The 2,181-nt window shown below is 59.5% G+C and carries 2 protein-coding genes; one reads left to right on the forward strand and one right to left on the reverse strand.

Going from position 1 to position 2,181, the window contains the following annotated elements:
• Positions 1 to 245: 245 nt before the first annotated feature.
• Entirely contained in the window at positions 246 to 860 is a 615-nt protein-coding gene (locus AB0876_RS34240) for a hypothetical protein (protein ID WP_526044225.1), read from the forward strand.
• A 25-nt stretch (positions 861 to 885) separates the two neighbouring features.
• Here AB0876_RS34240 and AB0876_RS34245 read toward each other — a convergent pair whose 3' ends face one another.
• Complete coding sequence (locus AB0876_RS34245) at positions 886 to 1,398, reverse strand: hypothetical protein (protein ID WP_526044226.1); 513 nt, start codon at positions 1,396 to 1,398, stop codon at positions 886 to 888.
• Positions 1,399 to 2,181 lie beyond the last annotated feature (783 nt).

Here is a 2,181-nt window from a genome sequence, read left to right on the forward strand (position 1 = left end):
GCACTACAGATAAGCATGTCGCCCACGGTCGCAAACACCATCCCGATCACCGTCAGCGACAGTCGAGGACACCCGCAACCGACCTACAGATAACAGCCTCAAGATACCTCGGCATCTTGAGCGTTGTTGCTCTGCGTCGCTCGTGTCCTTGATGGGCACGTACTCACTTCCCCTCGGGGATGTGGGTTGGGTGGTTCTTCACCTTCGCCCGCTGAGATCCTGCCCACGGCCGTAGACTCACGCTCGTGCGGCCGTACCCCACCCTCTACAGGGGCATCGAATACCGCTCCCGGCTCGAAGCCCGGTGGGCGGCATTCTTTACCGAGATCGGTTGGCGAACGACCTACGAACCCTTCGATGGCGACGCCTACATCCCTGACTTCCTCATCGACGGCGCCGAGCCCTTGCTGGTCGAGATCAAGCCGGCCACTCTTCTGGACGACTACTACGACGCCGTGCCCAAGATTGAACATGGACTGCACGGCAACTGGCAGCACGATGTGTTGATCCTAGGGCTGAGTCCGCTGCCAGGAGAACTTGATGCCACCGCAGCCGCAGACTCCGAGTTTCATCCTGCGGCAGGGGTTCTCGGTGAGTTTAGTGGGGAGTGGCCCGGTGGCTGGCTTGCGGGCAGCGAGGAGGCCGGTGCGAAGTCACGATGGTCGTGGCACACAGGCGTTTGGTTCACCTGCACAAAGTGTGGCGACATCGGTGTGTACCACCAGATCCAGTCGTGGAAAGGCCGTCCCTGCGGGCACTATGACGGTGACCATCTGCTTGGACACATCAACAACAGTCTGCTCGAACATCATTGGGCAAGTGCCTGCAACCATGTGAAGTGGCACGGCAGATCGGTGTAGCGGAGCTCTCGAGTGGTGTCGAGCCTCAACAGTCGTTGAGGTGCGCTGTGGCCATCCGGTCCATGTGTGCTTGTGCCGCACTCAGGCCCATCTGCGTCCGGTGCACTGCCAAAACACGCGCCATCTCGACCTGGAAGCTGCCGCCTCCAGGGTAATCAGGGTCTGGCTCCGGGGGGGTCGTCAACGGATGCCCAGAAGCATCGAGGATTTCCACCTCGTAGTACGCAGTACCTTCAATCCCGAACAGTAGCTTCAGGTTTGGCCGTAGCGAAGCGTCGGGGACGCAGACAGACCATGCGTGAGCGAAGTCGCGTTTGGTGGTCACATAGAGTTTGTTGATGTCATAGATGCGGCCGGACGCGAGGTCGGGGTCGGCACTGTGACGCCGGGCCTGCGGCACCGAGATTCGCATGATCTCGGCATAGCGATTTTGCTGTCGAGCTAGGGGCAGGAGCAGATCGCCGGGTCGCCGGCCGCTCCACCCGGCATGCCAGTACCGCACTGCACCAATATTCCGCGATAACCGTTTGCGCGACATCAATCCACCTCGTTTTCCCAGCCGACCCAGCTCAGGCCACGTTAACGCTGCCCTCTGACAACCTGACAACCTACGGCGACATGGGCTACCGCGACCGGAGCGCAGTTCGCCGGTGTCCGGTCCAGGATCGCTGAGAGTGAGTCGGCCCGTCACTGTGACAGTTCTCGGACAGTGCCGCCGTCCTTGGACGTCAGGCCCGCTCGATGGATAATCCGAACGTATGAGCGATCATGGGTTGAGACGTACGCGCCGGGGCTGGGCGGAGCCGGGTCCACCGGAATATTGCCGCTACGGCCATCCCCTGGTGCCTGGTAAGTATCAGGTCGGGAGCCAGGCATGTGATTGCGGGACTATCCATCGGGTATTTCACTGCGATGTGTGTGCCGATCGGATGTACCGGCCGGAGCCTGGTCCTGGATGTTGGTTCGTGAACTTTGACGGCCGTTCGGCCGAGAAATGAGCTGGCGTCCGTGTCCTGTTCGGCGCAGAACTCTTTGCGGAGTTTGCACTGTGTAGCCGTCGATTGCATGTAATATGTTTGCTATGAGGAATCGAAAGGCTCGACACTACGAGGCCGCCATGGTTCCGAAATCTATTGGTACTAAAGGTAATAAGTTATTTTTCGCACGCCTCTTCCATTCCCCGACGGCCCCGGTAAGCGTTTGCCGATAACGACCGTTATGTCAACTGAATCACTGCATTTTCATCCGATGAATCACGCAGCAATCGTGTGACTCTCGCCTACCGACCCGGTACCCATGGATGAAACAGCCTGGACACCAG

Source organism: Mycobacterium sp. NPDC049093, assembly GCF_040704635.1.
Lineage (GTDB): Bacteria > Actinomycetota > Actinomycetes > Mycobacteriales > Mycobacteriaceae > Mycobacterium.

Bases quoted from the DNA above. Each gene is read 5' to 3' on its own strand.
- AB0876_RS34245 (WP_526044226.1), bottom strand. From the start codon at position 1,398: ATGTCGCGCAAACGGTTATCGCGGAATATTGGTGCAGTGCGGTACTGG.